Genomic DNA, 16868 nt, shown 5'->3' with positions numbered 1-16868 from the left:
ATACTTATAAAGTTCGTTACTTGTGCAGTGAGGAACCTGATGATCGATGAGCGTATTATTGTCAACGTGTTGCTGTTTGTCGGCAACCACACAACCATTGCAATGACATTCGGCGCCTTCTCCTTTGAAAACAAGATCAAGGCGATTGCGCGTGACTCCATTGTGTAGGGTGATTACGTTATGGTTTACACGGCTGTTAGCCTGTTGTTCGATGTAAACATTGCTGACACGGGTGTTCTTAAAGTGAGTCTCTTCAAGACAGTTGAGTTCTAAATGAGCATATTCGTCCACATAAACCTCAATAACTTGGGTTGAAAGAAACCGGCGATCGTCGGCAGCATGGTCACAAAACAGGAACTTTGCTTCGGCATTTTGCTCCATGATAATCAGCACACGGCGGTTTACCATGAGGTCAACATCAGCACGAAGCATGTTGATGACCTGAATGGGTCGGTCTGTTTTGACATTTTTCGGAACATATACGAGCAGGCCATCTTGGGCTAACATCGTGTTCAACGCCGTGATTCCATCTTCTTGAGTGTTTGCAAGTTTGGCGTAATATTTAGCAATGAAATCAGGCTTTTCCGTCGCTACATGACACAACGAATCAATGATAACGCCCTCGGGCAGGTGAGCCGAGGGAAGCATTTTTGTGTAAAAGGTGTCATTAATGATGAAATAGAGCGAGGTACTCAAGTTGGGTACGTCGCATTTGAAAGCCTCGTAAGGGTCTACGGGGATAGCAAGGCGGTTGAGGTTGAGCCCATAGTTGGGGGCAAACAGAGCCGCCATGTCGGTATATTTGTAACGTTCTACCTTGCGTGTGGGGAATCCTTGTGCTTTGAAATCATTGAAAGCACGGTCGCGCACAGCGTTGAGTGGTTCGGCAGAATGACGCTTGATGGCATCTGATTGCTCTTGATAGAGGTCGATATATTGCTGTTCACTGTTCATGATTCTCCTCCTTTGTTATTCTCCATACTGTGCATCGGCTTCCTCTTTAATCCAATCATAGCCGTGCTGCTCAATCTCTTTAGCCAGTTCATGGCCTGCAGTTTTGACGATACGACCATTATAAAGCACATGAACGAAATTCGGTTTGATCATATCTAACAGGCGTTCATAGTGTGTAATCACAATAGCTGAAGTCTTATCGGTATGCATTTTGTTCACTCCATCGGCTACGATGCGCATGGCATCTACGTCAAGGCCAGAGTCGGTTTCATCGAGTATGCTCAGCGTTGGCTCTAACATTGCCATCTGAAAGATTTCATTTCGCTTCTTTTCTCCACCAGAAAAACCTTCATTAACTGAACGATGTGACAACTTACTATCTAAGTCAACAAGCTTCCGTTTCTCTCGCATGAGTTTCATAAAGTCGGCAGTATTCAACGGCTCTTGACCCAAATATTCGCGCTTTGCATTAATAGCGGCGCGCATAAAGTTGGTCATTGACACGCCAGGTATCTCCACTGGATATTGGAAAGAGAGGAAGATTCCGGCGCGAGCTCGGTCCTCTGGTTTCATTTGTAGTAGGTCTTGACCATTGAAAATGGCTTCACCTGCAGTGACAGTATATAGTGGATTGCCCGTTAAAACAGCACTTAAGGTTGACTTACCAGAGCCATTTGGTCCCATGATAGCATGAGTTTCACCATCTTTAACGGTGAGGTTGATGCCCTTTAATATCTCTTTGCCAGCAATGGTGGCATGTAAATTTCTTACTTCTAACATTCTTTTTAAATCAAAAATTGTTGTTATTATCGTTTATCCTACAGTTCCTTCAAGACTTACACTCAATAGTTTTTGTGCCTCAACAGCAAACTCCATTGGCAACTTATTAAGCACTTCTTTGGCATATCCATTGACGATGAGGCCTACAGCTTGCTCTGTTGGTATGCCACGTTGATTGCAATAGAAAAGTTGTTCTTCGGATATCTTGGAGGTAGTTGCTTCATGTTCAATGACAGCGGTATCGTTATGAATGTCCATATAAGGGAAGGTGTGGGCACCACAATTACTTCCTAACAGCAGAGAATCACACGAACTATAGTTTCGAGCGTTATCCGCGTTGGCCGTAGCACGTACAAGTCCTCGGTAGGAATTTTGGCTATGACCGGCTGAGATGCCTTTAGAGATGATGGTAGACTTGGTGTTTTTTCCCATGTGTATCATCTTTGTACCAGTATCTGCCTCTTGAAAGTTATTCGTAACTGCCACACTATAGAATTCGGCAACAGCGTTATCACCACGTAAGATGCAAGAAGGATATTTCCAGGTGATAGCAGAACCCGTTTCCACTTGAGTCCAACTCAGTTTAGAATTGACGCCACGTAGGTCGCCGCGCTTTGTGACTAAGTTCAACACTCCACCCTTTCCGTGCTCATCTCCGGGGTACCAGTTCTGCACAGTAGAGTATTTTACCTCTGCATTGTCTTTCACAATGATTTCTACAATGGCTGCATGAAGCTGATTTTCATCACGCATTGGTGCGGTGCATCCTTCGAGATAACTTACATAAGCGTTATCTTCTGCGACGATAAGTGTACGTTCAAATTGTCCCGTGTTACGTGCGTTGATGCGGAAATAACTGCTGAGTTCCATTGGACAACGAACGCCTTTAGGGATATAAACGAATGAACCATCGCTGAAAACTGCACTGTTAAGCGCTGCAAAATAGTTGTCGCGATAGGGGACTACGCTACCCAAATATTCCTTAACCAAGTCTGCATGTTCCTTAACGGCCTCTCCAATGCTACAAAATATGATTCCTTTTTCGCGGAGTTTTTCTTTGAATGTTGTCTTCACTGATACTGAATCCATGATAGCATCAACAGCCGTTCCACTAAGAGCCAACCGCTCTTCGAGTGGGATTCCTAACTTGTCGAAAGTCTTTTCGAGTTCGGGATCAATCTCTTTATTCTTGGGTTTCTTGGCCAATGGGTCCGCATAGTAAGATATTGCCTGGTAGTCTATCTCGGGAAGATGCACATGTCCCCATGTGGGTTGCTTGAGATCTTTCCAATATTCATAAGCTTTCAGGCGGAAATCTAACAACCATTCGGGCTCTCCTTTCTTCTTAGAGATGAGACGAACAACGTCTTCGTTGAGTCCCTTCTCTATGATATCAGTTTGTACATCAGTGGTAAAGCCGAACTCATATTTCTTTTCTGCCACCTGTTTTACAAACTTATTTTTCTCTTTTTCTGCCATTTCTAAATTCCTGAATTTATGGAATGGTACAACAAAATGTATACCATTATTGAATTGGTAACATTTGTTATTAACCACAATAGTGACACCCTGTCTTTAATGGAGAGTGTCACTACCTTATTATATATATGTAGAGAGGAGGTCATCTCAAGTTTGACATGACCTTTCTACAATGTTTATAGTTTCTGTTCTACCTCAATTTCAGTAAAGGTTTCAATAATATCACCCTCCATGATATCGTTAAAGTTGACAAGACTCAAGCCACATTCCATGCCCATCGGAACTTCTTTCACGTCGTCTTTATAACGTTTCAGGGCATTGATTTCAGCCGTACGGATTACAATTCCATCGCGAACCACGCGGGCTTTATCCTTGGCATGTACCTTACCTTCAGTCACTAAGCCACCTGCAATCGTTCCAACTTTGGAAATCTTGAATACTTGTTGTACTTCAACTTGACCGGTAACAATCTCTTTCTTCACTTTATCGAGCATACCAACCATGGCACTCTTGATGTCATCGATAGCGTCGTAGATGATAGAATAGGTGTTAATCTCAACACCTTCTCGGTCAGCTAAGCGGCGTGCATCAGACGAAGGACGAACCTGGAAGCCTACGATGACAGCGTCAGAAGCACTGGCTAACATGACATCGTTCTCGCTTATTTGTCCTACTGCCTTGCTAATGACATTCACTTGTACCTTTTCTGTTGAGAGCTTTATAAACGAATCGCTCAATGCTTCGATAGAACCATCGGTGTCACCCTTAACAATAATGTTCAACTCATGGAACTCGCCACGAGCAATTCTGTGTGAGATGTCGCCAAGTGTCAGGCGCTTCTGCGTTCTCAATCCTTGCTCTCGCTGCAATTGTTCGCGTTTGTTTGCAATCTCTCGAGCCTCTTGTTCTGACTCTAATACATGGAATAAGTCTCCTGCAGTAGGTGCTCCATTGAGACCAAGTATAATGGCTGGTTCAGATGGTCCGGCTTCAGTGATGCGCTGATTACGTTCATTAAACATCGCCTTTATACGTCCCCAACTGGTTCCTGCAATAACAATATCTCCAATCTTTAGTGTGCCATTGCTCACAAGAACTGTACTAACATAACCGCGACCCTTATCAAGTGATGACTCAATAATAGTTCCGGTAGCCTTCCGATTGGGGTTCGCCTTGAGGTCAAGCATCTCTGCTTCGAGTAGCACTTTATCGAGAAGAGCGTCTACTCCGACACCTTTCTTTGCACTAATCTCTTGGCATTGGTATTTACCTCCCCATTCTTCAACGAGCAAATTCATGTTGGCTAAGTCCTCACGAATCCTGTCTGGGTTCGCTCCCGGCTTATCAATCTTGTTGATTGCAAATACCATCGGCACGCCCGCTGCTTGTGCATGAGCGATTGCTTCCTTTGTTGTTGGCATCACAGAGTCATCTGCTGCAATGATGATAATAGCGATATCAGTTACCTGAGCGCCACGAGCACGCATGGCAGTAAAGGCTTCATGTCCTGGAGTATCAAGGAAAGTAACCTTCTGTCCATTCTTAAGTGTAACACCATAGGCACCAATGTGCTGGGTGATACCACCTGCTTCACCAGCAATAACGTTAGTGTTTCGGATATGGTCAAGCAGTGAAGTCTTACCATGATCGACGTGTCCCATGACGGTAACGATTGGTGCACGTGGCACAAGGTCATTCTCGTCGTCTACGTCTTCGCTTACGGCTTCCTGCACTTCTGCACTGACATACTCGGTCTTGAAACCGAATTCATCGGCTACCATGTTAATAGTTTCCGCGTCAAGTCGCTGGTTTATAGACACCATTATGCCTACACTCATCAGCGTAGAGATAACTTGTGTCACGCTGATATCCATCATTGTAGCCAATTCACTGACGGTAACAAACTCGGTGAGTTTTAGGACTTTGGCTTCCTTGCGCTCTGCGTTTGCCTCCTGTTGCAGCTTTTCTTGAACGGCCTCACGTTTCTCTTTACGATACTTAGCGCCTTTCTTGTTTTGGCTCTTGCTTGTCAATCGTGCCAGCGTTTCTTTTACTTGGCGTGCCACAGCCTCATCATCTACCTCCAAAGGTTTTTGATTTCGCTTGTTGCGGTTCTTCTTATTCTTGTTCTTTCCGCCGTTTCCGCCGTTACCACCACCATTGTTTTGTTTCGCCTCTGCATTGATGTCTACGCGTTCTTTGTTGATGCGCACACGCTTTTTACGCTCGCCACCATGCTGTGTTCCTGCCTTTTCTTCACGCTCTTTGCGTTTTTCCTCCTTAGACTTCTTCTTCGGACGCGTGCTCTGATTTATTGCATCGAGGTCTATTTTGCCTAAGACGTTCACCTTAGGAGTATTGAGAATCTTCTTTTCGCTATTCAAAGTGAAGATTCCTTCTTCGTTCTTTTCCTCGGTGACAGGCTTTTGAGGAGCCTCTGTTTTTTGCACTTTGACAGGCTTTTCAACCTTTACTTGTGGTTTGGGAGCCTCAGGTTGTGGCTTTATTACTTTCTTTTCAGGCTCTGGGTTGACGGCAGCAACCTTTTTTTCTGGAGCTTTTTTCACTTCAGGAGCAGCAGACTTCTTTGGCGAAGGCTTTTTTCCTACCTCGTCAAGGTTTATCTTTCCCTTCGGCGTATATACCTGTTGATTAGATGATTTCAGCAGGTTTTCGGCACGATTGTCTTTCGCTTCAGTCGCATGTTTCTTTTCTTTTGGTTTCTTTTGGAAGAGCTTTTCAGCCTCACTTCGTACTGCGGCATCTTGTTTGAACGCCTCAACGAGAGCCTGATATTGTGCGTCATTGAGTTTAAAACTCAAGTCGTCTTTCACCTCTCCAAGTTCTGCTTTCTTCGTAAGGAAGTCAACTGCCGTTTGACGTCCTATGTTTAATTCACGTAATGCTTTGTTTAATCTGATGCTCATGTAATTGTTTACTTCTTTTTTTCGTTTTATCTCGTTCCTCAAATATAATGTTCTCTCAGGCTGATTGCATGCAGAATGTATTCCATTTGCTATCTCTATTTAGAGAGAACGTCTTCTAAAAAGGTTGTCTTCTCATTGAGTTGTCATTCAAAATCATTTCCTATTGAGATAGAAATCAAGAGAAGACGTACTCTTTTTCCTGTTGCGTGTTGATAGGGTTTATTGCAACTTATCAAATCATTTGATTATTGTTCAAACTCAGCACGCAGCACATTGATGACATGATCCACGGTTTCTTCTTCGAGGTCGGCCTTTTCTACGAGCATTTCGCGTGGTGCATTGAGCACTGCTTTAGCTGTATCCAAGCCGATACTCTTAATGGCTTCAATCACCCATTGGTCGATTTCGTCAGAGAATTCATCCAAGTAGATGTCCTCGTCTGCCTCACCTTCTGGAACCTCACGGAACACATCAATCGTAAATTCGGTTAGCATGGATGCCAATTTAATGTTTAATCCACCGCGACCGATAGCCAAACTAACTTCTTCTGGCTGTAGATATACCTCAGCTTTATGGTTTTCTTGATCAATGTTTATGCTGCTTACACGTGCCGGACTCAAGGCTCTTTGGATAAAGAGGTTGATGTTCGACGTATAGTTTACAACGTCAAGATTCTCATTACAGAGTTCACGTACGATGCCATGTACGCGACTTCCCTTCACACCTACACATGCACCAACTGGGTCAATGCGGTCGTCAAAGCTCTCAACGGCAATCTTTGCACGTTCTCCCGGCATACGAGCAATCTTGCGGATAGCAATAAGTCCGTCGTTAATTTCAGGTACTTCTGCCTCAAGCAAGCGCTCCAAGAAGAGCGGACTTGTGCGTGAAAGGATAATCTTTGGATTGTTGTTCTCGTTGTCTACGCGTAAGATGACAGCGCGAACTGTCTCACCTTTGCGATAAACATCAGCCGGAATCTGTTCACTTTTCGGTAGAATCAGCTCATTGTTTTCGTCATCTACGACCAACACTTCACGTTTCCAAATCTGGTAAACCTCGCCAGATATAATCTGACCTACGCGGTCTTTATATTTATTATAGAGTGTATCGTGCTCTAATTCTAATATCTTTGACGCTAAGGTTTGACGTAGATTCAGGATGGCACGACGGCCGAATTTCGCAAAGTTTACTTGTTCCGAAACCTCTTCACCCACCTCATAATCGGGCTCAATCTTACGGGCTTCGGTCAATGCAACCTGCTTATTCTCGTCCTCAACCTCACCATCTGCCACTACAATTCGGTTGCGATAAATCTCAAAGTCGCCTTTGTCTGGGTTCACGATAACGTCGAAATTCTCGTCACTACCAAAGATTTTAGCGAGCACATTGCGGAAACTTTCCTCCAAAACGCTCACTAACGTTGTGCGGTCGATATTCTTCGTCTCCTTAAACTCACGGAAGGTGTCAATCAAACTGATTGAATCTTCTTCAATTTTTCTTGCTGCCATAGCTTTATTTGAAACTTATTAAGTATTTAGTATATTTTACATTATCCATATTGAAAGTGTGATCTACGTCCATTTTCTGGGGGCGTTTCTTTCCTTCCACTTTCACTTTCTCGTTTACGGTCACTGTAAAGTCGTTACCATCAACGCTCTTTAGCACGCCTTGATACTTCTTTCCATCAGCATCCAACACTTCAACCTCCTTACCAATGAAGTTGATGTATTGCTGAAGTACCTTGAAAGGCTGACCTAAACCAGCTGAACCTACCTCGAGTTCATAGTCTTCTTCGTCACGACTGAGATGGTCTTCTATATACTTACTCAAGTCCACACAGTCTTCAATCCAAACGCCATCAGCGTGGTCAATCTCAACAACAATCTTGTCATCTTGGCTGATTTCTATGCCCACAAGAAAGTATTCCTTGCCTGCCAGCCATTCTTCTACTAACTTTTTTACGACGTTTTTGTCAATCATATATGTCTTATTAAAATAAAATGAGGAACTCTCTTTGGAGTCCCTCATTCCACTGAACGCTGCAAAATTACGAATAATATCTGTAATATGCAACTAATTCGTGTTTTTTATTTAGGATGGTTGGTTTTCTTTTTAAGGCAAAACACGAGTCAATGTCTTATTTTTCTGGTTTTTCCTTTTTCCTTTTCATGATATAAAACAACTTATTTTTCTATGCTGAAAATTAGACTTAACCCCAATTCTTATGTCTTGTGATACCATTCTTCTTATATTGTCATAGCGCAGATGCAGGGCGTTCTTTTCAAGATTGGCTGCTGGTTACTCTTAGAAATGTAATTCTTTGTTTTAATCTTTATTGGCATTTTCATCGAAAAAACTTTCATCTTTTCTTGTGGATAAGATTTATTTTGCTATTTTTGCACGCATAATTGTGAATGAATTAAAATGATAAGACTATGTATTGGACACTAGAATTAGCCTCAAAACTTGAAGATGCACCTTGGCCCGCGACTAAAGAAGAGTTGATAGACTATGCTATTCGTTCGGGCGCTCCATTAGAAGTATTAGAAAATCTGCAAGAAATAGAAGACGAAGGTGATGTTTATGAAAGCATCGAAGACATCTGGCCAGACTATCCTTCAAAGGATGATTTCTTGTGGAATGACGATGAATATTAAATAAGTAGCTTCTGTTGGGCCGCTCCAACAAGTGGGGTTGTTGTTTGACAAAGGCTTCTTGATATTGCTGTGCTTGTGGATTCATAAGACAGCGTGCAATAGAAAAGAACATCTCTCAAAGGGTTTGTTTCTCGAAACATCCTTGTTTGGGAGATGTTTTTTTATGACCTTTTTCTATTATTTAGGGTGTTTCGTGTCGGCATTAATGGATAAGGTTCGGCTTGTTTCTGTCGAATGGAAATCTTATTTTATTTTTATCTCAACTTTGTTACTATCTTTCTGATGCTCAATGTGTTATGATGCGAAATCTGATTACTATGATTTTACGCTGTAAAATGAGTGGAATGATAGGGCAAAATGGTGCTGTTTACGAGACGATTTGCCGCAGATGAGATAATAATAGGTGGGCGAATATGTTTTTATGCAATAAATTTCGTGCAATAATATATAAGGATTCGCGTTATATAAGCGTGCATAAAACGATTAGATTTCTTTTGTCAGTGATGCTCGTTTGGGTTGCTGTGACAGCCAAAGCGCAGTATGATGCAGCCTTCAGTCATTATTTTGACATGGAGACTTCATTCAATCCTGCTGCTGCCGGAAAGGAAAACAAGCTCAATGTCAACTTGGCTTATGCGCTGAATTTTACGGGTTTTGAGAATCATCCGCGCACGATGTATGCCTCTGCCGACCTGCCTTTTTATGCCATGCGGTGCTATCAAGGAGCCGGAGTGCAATTCGTTAACGAGAAAATTGGACTTTTCACGCATCAGAAATTAGGCTTGTTATATGCTGCTCAGACGAAGTTTGTTGGGGGAAAGCTACGTGTTGGTCTGCAGGTTTCACTACTAAATGAGAGCTTTGATGGCTCAAAAGTCGACCTCTCTACACCCGGAGATCCGGCCTTTGCGACTACAGATGTCAACGGAAATGGCATAGATGTTGGTGCAGGACTGTACTATTTGCAGCGCCATTGGTATGCCGGTGCATCGGTGCAACATTTGAATCGCCCCAAGATTCGTATGGGGGATGTCAATGAATTGCCGGTTTCTCCCACTTATTATCTGACGGGTGGATACAATATTCAACTTAGAAATCCGTTCTTAAAAATAAAACCTTCGGTGCTTTTACGTACAGATGGTAAGGCCTATCGAGCGGATGTAACCGGAAGATTGGTTTATTCGCACGAAGGAAAAATGCTTTATGGCGGCATCAGTTATAGTCCGACAAACTCTGTTACGGCCCTGATTGGCGGAACTTTCCATGGTGTTGTGGTAGGTTATAGCTATGAAGTTTATACCTCAGGACTAAGCCTTGGCAATGGAAGTCATGAGCTTTTTGTGGGTTATCAAACGGAACTAAACCTCGCAAAGAAAGGCAAAAACAAACATCAAAGCGTTAGAATCTTATAACAACAGACAATGAAACATAAGATAAAGATAGGGTTATGGCTCCTCATAACAGGTTGTATGATGACAGGTTGCTTTAGTGGTAAGGGCCTGTCTATGGCCGGAAAAGGGGGCGAAGTCGTGGGAGTAGGTGGCGGAAGAGCCTTTTCTGAGCCTACACCTTATGGCATGGTAAAGGTTGAACGAGGCTTCTTGCACATGGGACTTGATAAGCAAGACTCGCTCTGGGGAGAGAAAACGCCGAAGAAAGACATATCCGTGGATGGCTTTTGGATGGATGAAACCGAGGTAACAAACTCCAAATATAAACAGTTTGTGATGTGGGTTCGCGATAGTATTCTGCGTACTCGTTTGGCCGATCCTGCCTATGCAGGCGACGAAAGCTATATGATTACGGAAGATAAAGATGGAAACGCCATCACGCCGCGCGTCAACTGGAAGAAGCCTTTGCCTCGAAAGCCTAATGAAGATGAGCAGCGTGCCATAGAAAGTCTTTATGTTACGAACCCTGTTACAGGCGAAAAACTTCTTGATTGGCGTCAAATGAACTATCGTTATGAGATTTATGATTACTCGGCTGCAGCCCTTCGGCGCAATCGTATGAATCCCGAAGAGCGGTCGTTTAATACCGATGTGCTTACAAATGACGACGAATCGGTGATGATTTCAAAGGATACCGCCTATATAAATGACGAGGGAAAGATTGTCAGACAGACGATAGATAGACCACGAACTGGGCCTTGGGACTTCTTGAATACATACATTGTGAACATCTATCCCGATACAACGTGCTGGGTAAATGACTTTAAGAACGCTGACAATGAAATGTATCTGCGTAACTATTTCAGTAATCCTGCCTATAATGATTACCCAGTTGTGGGCGTCACTTGGGAGCAAGCGAATGCCTTTTGCGCATGGCGTACGGACTATTTACTTAAGGGATTAGGCGGTGAAGCACGTTATGTTCAGCGCTATCGCCTACCTACTGAGGCCGAATGGGAGTATGCAGCACGTGGTAAAAGCGGTAATGAGTTCCCATGGGAGAATAGAGATATGAAGAATGGTAATGGCTGTTTCTATGCTAACTTCAAGCCCGATCGCGGCAATTATACCGAAGATGGCAATCTCATTACAAGCAAAGTGGGCATCTATGGGGCTAATTCTAACGGACTTTTTGATATGGCTGGCAACGTGGCGGAATGGACAAGTACGGCTTATACGGCTTCGGGCGTAGACGCAATGAATGATATTAACCCGCAACTTGCTTATAATGCCGCCAAAGAAGACCCCTATGCATTGAAGAAAAAGAGTGTGCGCGGTGGCTCATGGAAGGACCCTGAGAGCCTGATTCGTTCGGCTTGGCGTTCTTGGGAGTATCAAAACCATCCGCGTTGTTACATTGGTTTTCGTTGTGTTCGAAGCCTCGCCACGTCAACAAGTAGTAATAAAAGCAAGAAAAAATGACAAGATATAGTAAACTAAACATCGTCTATCGTCTGCAAAAGTGGATGGACAGTGTGCCCGGTCAGACCTTTTTGAACTATGCATATAGCTGGGGTGCCTCTATCGTTGTACTCGGAGCACTCCTTAAGTTGATTCATATTGAGGGGGCAGACCTTTGGCTTATCTTTGGTATGGGCACTGAAGTTGTGGTGTTCTTCCTATCTGCTTTCGACCGTCCTTTTGACAAAACAACAGATGGAATGGAACTCCCCACTCATCTAACGGATGAATATCTCACCCGAACGGATGAGGTTTCAGCTAATGTGAAGCCTTCGGTTACGCCGCAGATACAGGCTCAACCAATGACGACGGCAGCCCCCGCAGTGGCAAAGACAGCATCGCTGACGGAACAAGTAGCTTCAATAGCGCTTCCGAAAGTAGACTCTGCAATGGCTGAAGCCCAACAAAACTATGTTGAAGAACTAACGAAACTCACCGAGATTCTTGGTAAAGTAGGGGCGCAAAGCACTCGTCTCACACGCGATAGTGAGGAGATGGAGAACCTCAATCGAACGCTTACAGGTATCACAAAGGTGTATGAGATGCAGTTGAAGAGTGCCAGTCAGCAGATTGGAACTATCGATCAGATTAATGAACAGAGTCGTCTTTTGGCGCGACATATTGAACAACTCAATGCAATCTATGCCCGGATGATTGAAGCAATGACGACAAACATGCGTGCAGCTGCACCAAATCAAACCCCAACGCTCTAATGGCTATTAAGAAAAGACTGGTATCTCCGCGTCAGAAAATGATCAACTTGATGTATATAGTCTTGTTGGCCATGCTCGCACTCAATATCTCTACCGAGGTGTTGGATGGCTTTTCAATCGTAGAAGACAGTCTAAACCGCACAACAGGCAACGCTACTCAAGAGAACATTTCATTGTATCGGGACTTTGAAATGCAGATGAAACAGAACCCCGAAAAGGTGAAAGCGTGGTTTGAAAAGGCTACAGTGGTGAAGCAAATGAGCGATTCTCTCTTCGACTTTGCACAGCAATTGAAAGTCGCTATCGTAAAGAATGCAGATGGGAAAGACGGAAATGTCAATCAGATTAAGAACAAAGATAACCTTGATGCGGCTGGAGAGGTGATGTTAGCACCATTGACTGGGAAGGGAAAGGCACTCTTCTTGCGTGTTAATGCCTATCGAGAGCGCATCTTGAATCTTATAGATGACCCACATCAGAAGCGCATTATAGCAGACAATCTCTCTACAACTGTTCCACAAAAAGCACGCCTTCAGGGCAAGAACTGGCAGGAATATATGTTTGAAAATATGCCAGTTGCCGCCGCCGTTACCTTGCTTTCAAAGCTTCAAAGCGATGTACGTTACGCCGAAGGTGAGGTACTTCACACGCTCGTTTCAAACATTGATGTGAAAGATATCCGTGTAAACAAGCTCAATGCCTACGTGATTCCTGAGAAAACTACGCTCTATCCGGGCGAACGTTTCAATGCTTCCATCGTCATGGCAGCCGTAGATACGACGCTACAACCCCAGATATTTGTCAACGGACAGCGTGTAATGTCGCGCAATGGACAATATAGTTTCACGGCATCGGGTGTTGGAGAACATAGCCTTAGCGGTTACATCTTGATGCAAAATCGTAGGGGTGACCTCATACGTCGTAACTTCTTACAGAAATATAACGTTGTTCCTGCACCCACAAGTGCCACCGTTGCCGCCGACATGATGAATGTTTTATATGCTGGTTACCCTAATCCGATGAGCGTAAGTGTGCCGGGTGTGCCTGCCAATGCAGTCTCAATATCAATGACAGGAGGGGGATTGACAGCGAAAGGCAATGGACATTTCATCGCCACTCCAGCCGCAGTAGGTCGTGATGTCACGATACATGTCACGGCACGAGATAATGGTCAGGTCAGAACGCTTCCTCCTTTTGTCTTTCATGTGCGTAAGTTGCCCGACCCATCTGCCTATATCGCTCTTGGAACAAACCGCTTTAAGGGAGGTGCAATGGCTAAAGCTGCGTTGATGGGAGCGTCGGGTATCCATGCCGCTATTGATGATGGACTCCTCGATATCCCTTTCCGCGTGTTGAGTTTTGAAACCGTTTTCTTTGATAATATGGGCAATGCGGTCCCTGTTGCATCAGCAGGGGCAAACTTCTCTGACCGCCAACGTGAGACCTTCCGCAGCCTATCACGAAACAAAAGATTTTATATCAGCCATGTTAAAGCCGTTGGTCCTGATGGAATCACACGCACTTTGACAGGGGCTTTGGAAGTAATTGTAAGATGATGATAAAGAAAAAAAGACTATATGTAATGCTGTTGGCAGCCCTCTGCTGTATGAATGGCAAGGCACAGTCACCGCTTCGACAGGCTGAAGCGGCTGCAAAGGTGAAGAAAAGCAATGCCAATAACTTGACATTGAGAGCCAAACTGATGTATCCAACGCAAGAACCGATGAGCGAAGATGTGGTCTGGCGTCGTGACGTTTACCGCGAACTGAATCTCAACGATAATGCCAATGCGGCCTTATACTACCCTGTTGAGCCTGCGGATGGACGCATGAATCTCTTTACTTTGCTTTTTAAGTTGATGATGGCAGGCCCAAGTCGTGGCGGAATTAACGTCTATCAATATCGTCTTGACGGTAATGAGAAGTTCTCAGATGACTCAAAAGTGCAGCCACTTACATTCTTAAATGACCACCATATCTATTTTGAACGCACGGACAAAGGCGTGCATATAGACAACAGCGACATACCATCGGCCGAAGTAAAAGGCTATTATCTCAAAGAGAGTTCATACTTTGATCAGACTACTGGGACGTTCCACACGAAGGTACTTGCCTTATGTCCCATCATGGAACGACTGGATGACTTCGGTGATGGCACGACAAAATATCCTCTGTTTTGGGTGAAATATGACGACATTGCGTCTGCACTTGCCAAACAAACTGTTATGACAAGTAACCTAAATAATGCCGCAGTGATGAGTCTTGCAGACTATTTTACCATGAATCTTTACAAGGGAAAGATCTATAAAACGACAAATATGTTGGGTCAGACGCTATCACAATATTGCAAGAATGATAGTGCATTGAATCAAGAACAGCGTCGAATTGAGCGCGAGATTGCTACTTTTGAAAAGAATATATGGGGCGATTCATCGCGCAAAGACTCGTTGGATAGCGTTGCAAAGGCTGATACAAAAACATCTAAAAACAAGCGATTGACAAACCGCCGAGCAACAAATAGTGCGCCAACCAGCGTGCGTCGCAATCGTAGAGCTTCGTCAGATGGCGGCTCTTCTGTGTCAGGTCAGGCACGCGTTACAGTGCGTCGGCAGCGTCATTAAAACCACATAACATTAATAGATTAAGAGAATTAGAGTATGAAAAAAATTAGAGTAGCTTTTGTTATGGCCTTACTGATGCTTTGTTGCATCACAGCTGAGGCTAAGATTCGTTTCGGTTTAAAGGGCGGATTGAATGTCACAAACATGACTTTTGATAAACATGTCTTTGACAGAAGTAATCAATGTGGATTCTTTTTCGGTCCAACGATGAAGTTTGGCTTGCCACCTACGGGGCTCGCTGTAGATATTTCAGCTCTCTATGACAAACGACAGGCGAAGCTAACTGTGGCAGATGAGGCGCTTGTTCAGCAGCAAATCATTGTTCCAATCAATGCCCGTTATAGCGTAGGCTTAGGAGATAATGCCAGCGTTTTCTTCTTTGCAGGCCCTCAAATTGGTTTCCCCGTGGGCAAAAAAGACCATTCTATTGTCGACGATAGAGCGCAATGGCAGGTAAAAAAGTCTAATTTCAGCGTGAACTTAGGCTTTGGAGTCATGCTGCTTCAGCACTTCCAACTTAGTGCCAACTATAATGTTGCGTGCGGAAAGACAGCAGAGATGACCGCCAGTCAAGCGGTTGAATCGGGGCTGGACGCCTTAGCCGGCAAGTCAACCGATGCTCGTGCCAACGCTTGGCAAGTGGGATTAACCTATTATTTCTAAAAAATGATGCCATGGCGAGACTCCTTTTCTATGATGATAAGGAGTTTCCTGCGTGGCGTATCAATAGGGGAGAGGAACTGCTTTATATAAAAAGGTCGGTTGAAATTTAATGAATCGTAGTCAAATCCGATAGAAAACGACTATATGATGCTGTTGATTTTCCATAAGAAATGAAAGAACAATGTTTGTAAAAGCATTGTTCTTTTTGCTTTTTCATCGTCAAACGGCTTGCATGGGCAAGCCTTTCCCGTCGCTCATTACTGCGATGGCAAAGAACAGAAAGAACGACATCATTGACACAACCATGAGCAGAAGCAGCATGAAAGCACTCATCCATTTGCGTGCTTTAACGTATTGCAGCATGACATAAAGCTGGGTTATCAGTGTCACAATGATTAAACAGAACCATAACCACAATGCTGCATTGCCCCAATTGTTTGTTATACCAACGCCGAGGACTAAGCTAAAGACTGCTGTAAGCAGTGGCCATAGCCCCCAATTACTTAGAATAAATTTAAGTGTGACTTTCATTGTTATGCGTTATTCTTCAGTAGATGGGCAACCAGATGTTTTGTCTGGTGTGCTGGGTTGAATGAAATGTTTTCATCGTTCGGGCGATGTGATGATAAAAACACATAGCTATGAAGTGGCCAGTGCATCATAAATCACGTCACAAAGATAAGACTTTATTTTTGGGTTTCAAAGAGATGCAAGCACAAAAAGAGGCCATCTTGCGTTACATATCATCGTAAGCTGCTCATAAACTGTGCCATTTCATCGTGCAAAATGCCCCGTTTCATCGTGTGTTTTGCGTCATTTTGTCGTGTAAAACGGGTCAGATTGCTCCCTCGTTATTTTCAAACGAGAGTAAAACAAAAAAGGAATCCTCTTGTTAAGGATTCCTTTTTATGGCGCTTCAAGATGGGCTTGAACCAACGACCCCCTGATTAACAGTCAGGTGCTCTAACCAACTGAGCTATTGAAGCATTGTTGCAAAGTTCATTTCTGAATTGCGGTTGCAAAGATAAGACATTCTTTTTGAACCGCCAAATAATTTTAGAAAAAAAATCATTTTATGCTTGTTTTCATGAAATTTAATGGAGAGTGTAGTGGTTTTACATTGATATATATTACTTTTGTACAATTATGAAAAAACTGTT

14 protein-coding genes and 1 tRNA gene are annotated in these 16868 nt (G+C 43.6%); 7 read left to right on the top strand and 8 right to left on the bottom strand.

From position 1 onward, the window contains the following. From HMPREF9420_RS06710 to rimP, 6 genes are all read right to left on the bottom strand, one after another. Positions 1 to 954, bottom strand: a 954-nt coding sequence (locus tag HMPREF9420_RS06710; protein ID WP_007134767.1) for a SufD family Fe-S cluster assembly protein, incomplete at its 3' end; no start/stop codon positions are given. Positions 955 to 969: 15 nt separating this feature from the next. Further along, entirely contained in the window at positions 970 to 1734 is a 765-nt protein-coding gene (gene sufC / locus HMPREF9420_RS06705; RefSeq protein ID WP_007134766.1) for a Fe-S cluster assembly ATPase SufC, read from the bottom strand. A 33-nt stretch (positions 1735 to 1767) separates the two neighbouring features. Continuing rightward, entirely contained in the window at positions 1768 to 3213 is a 1446-nt protein-coding gene (sufB, locus tag HMPREF9420_RS06700) for a Fe-S cluster assembly protein SufB (protein ID WP_021826645.1), read from the bottom strand. Between the two features lie 176 nt (positions 3214 to 3389). Further along, a complete protein-coding gene (infB, locus tag HMPREF9420_RS06695; RefSeq protein ID WP_007134764.1) occupies positions 3390 to 6140 on the bottom strand; it encodes a translation initiation factor IF-2 in 2751 nt (916 codons plus the stop codon). A gap of 245 nt (positions 6141 to 6385) precedes the next feature. Continuing rightward, positions 6386 to 7651 (bottom strand): transcription termination factor NusA, encoded by a 1266-nt coding sequence (gene nusA / locus HMPREF9420_RS06690; protein ID WP_007134763.1) that lies wholly within the window; start codon positions 7649 to 7651, stop codon positions 6386 to 6388. A gap of 4 nt (positions 7652 to 7655) precedes the next feature. Then, entirely contained in the window at positions 7656 to 8123 is a 468-nt protein-coding gene (gene rimP / locus HMPREF9420_RS06685; RefSeq protein ID WP_044079141.1) for a ribosome assembly cofactor RimP, read from the bottom strand. Positions 8124 to 8578: 455 nt separating this feature from the next. Here rimP and HMPREF9420_RS06680 point away from each other — a divergent pair, with 455 nt between their 5' ends. The 7 genes from HMPREF9420_RS06680 (at position 8579) to HMPREF9420_RS06650 (ending at position 15708) form a co-directional block, all read left to right on the top strand. Beyond that, entirely contained in the window at positions 8579 to 8800 is a 222-nt protein-coding gene (locus HMPREF9420_RS06680; protein ID WP_007134761.1) for a DUF2795 domain-containing protein, read from the top strand. A 503-nt stretch (positions 8801 to 9303) separates the two neighbouring features. Continuing rightward, positions 9304 to 10212 (top strand): PorP/SprF family type IX secretion system membrane protein, encoded by a 909-nt coding sequence (locus HMPREF9420_RS06675; RefSeq protein WP_248628132.1) that lies wholly within the window; start codon positions 9304 to 9306, stop codon positions 10210 to 10212. A 9-nt stretch (positions 10213 to 10221) separates the two neighbouring features. Then, a complete protein-coding gene (gene porK, locus HMPREF9420_RS06670) occupies positions 10222 to 11673 on the top strand; it encodes a T9SS ring complex lipoprotein PorK/GldK (protein ID WP_007134759.1) in 1452 nt (483 codons plus the stop codon). Continuing rightward, entirely contained in the window at positions 11670 to 12425 is a 756-nt protein-coding gene (porL, locus tag HMPREF9420_RS06665; protein WP_007134758.1) for a type IX secretion system motor protein PorL/GldL, read from the top strand. The genes porK and porL overlap by 4 nt, the downstream gene beginning before the upstream one ends. Further along, the gene (gene porM / locus HMPREF9420_RS06660; protein ID WP_007134757.1) at positions 12425 to 13981 is read left to right on the top strand and encodes a type IX secretion system motor protein PorM/GldM; all 1557 of its coding nucleotides are present in this window, start codon (positions 12425 to 12427) and stop codon (positions 13979 to 13981) included. The genes porL and porM overlap by 1 nt, the downstream gene beginning before the upstream one ends. After that, on the top strand, positions 13981 to 15045 hold the full coding sequence (gene porN, locus HMPREF9420_RS06655) for a type IX secretion system ring subunit PorN/GldN (protein WP_044079140.1): 1065 nt from the start codon (positions 13981 to 13983) through the stop codon (positions 15043 to 15045). Before porM ends, porN begins: the two co-directional genes overlap by 1 nt. A 36-nt stretch (positions 15046 to 15081) precedes the next feature. Continuing rightward, the gene (locus tag HMPREF9420_RS06650) at positions 15082 to 15708 is read left to right on the top strand and encodes a porin family protein (RefSeq protein WP_007134755.1); all 627 of its coding nucleotides are present in this window, start codon (positions 15082 to 15084) and stop codon (positions 15706 to 15708) included. Positions 15709 to 15927: 219 nt separating this feature from the next. Here the strand turns inward: HMPREF9420_RS06650 and HMPREF9420_RS06645 are convergent, their stop codons facing one another. After that, positions 15928 to 16239 carry a hypothetical protein gene (locus tag HMPREF9420_RS06645; RefSeq protein ID WP_007134754.1) on the bottom strand — a complete coding sequence of 104 codons (312 nt, stop codon included), beginning with the start codon at positions 16237 to 16239 and terminating at the stop codon, positions 15928 to 15930. A gap of 378 nt (positions 16240 to 16617) precedes the next feature. Continuing rightward, positions 16618 to 16694 (bottom strand) — tRNA-Asn (locus HMPREF9420_RS06640). Positions 16695 to 16868: the final 174 nt, after the last annotated feature.

Origin of the sequence: Segatella salivae DSM 15606 (assembly GCF_000185845.1) — a bacterium.
Classification (GTDB): Bacteria; Bacteroidota; Bacteroidia; order Bacteroidales; family Bacteroidaceae; genus Prevotella; species Prevotella salivae.
This window is presented reverse-complemented; position numbering and strand designations above follow the sequence as displayed.